Below are 440 nucleotides of genomic sequence, written 5' to 3'. Positions count from 1 at the left end.
GCTGCTTCCAGGGTCGGCCACATACTCCAATCAAAGTTGAGCGGCATCTGCGGCCACCAGGTTGAGGCGAACCGGGCAGGTTCTTGCCGTCCGGCCTGGACGATGTCCTGCGCCTGCGATGGCAATGCACCCAGTTGATGGATGGGGTCCGCCGACGACATCAGGCGACCGCCTGAATTGGCGATCTCGCTCAGCTGCCGCTCAACGGCAAGGCCGTCTGGATTGTCCAGGGTCCTCGGCCTCTTCGCTGGCGTGTCACGCTCATCGTTGATGAGGACCTCCTCGCTTGGCGGGAGGTTGATGCTGGCAAATGCACCGATCGGCTTGTCGGGGAACTGGCGCGGGTCCGGCTCGAGAGACGGGCCGGGTTTGTCCATCATCTCCCAAAGCAAATCCTGATCGTAGCTTTCTACGGGAGGCAGCTCCTCTGGCCATCTGCT

General features: G+C 62.3%; 1 protein-coding gene. It reads right to left on the bottom strand.

Going from position 1 to position 440, the window contains the following annotated elements:
- A partial coding sequence (locus tag AC0YKC_RS34005) for a hypothetical protein (RefSeq protein WP_488514247.1) occupies window positions 1-380 on the bottom strand: 380 nt, incomplete at its 3' end.
- Between the last annotated feature and the right edge of the window lie 60 nt (window positions 381-440).

The sequence above is a fragment of the Mesorhizobium sp. CNPSo 4661 genome, from assembly GCF_057784215.1.
The sequence above is the reverse complement of the archived record's forward strand: the minus strand, read 5'-3'. Positions and strand labels throughout refer to the sequence as shown.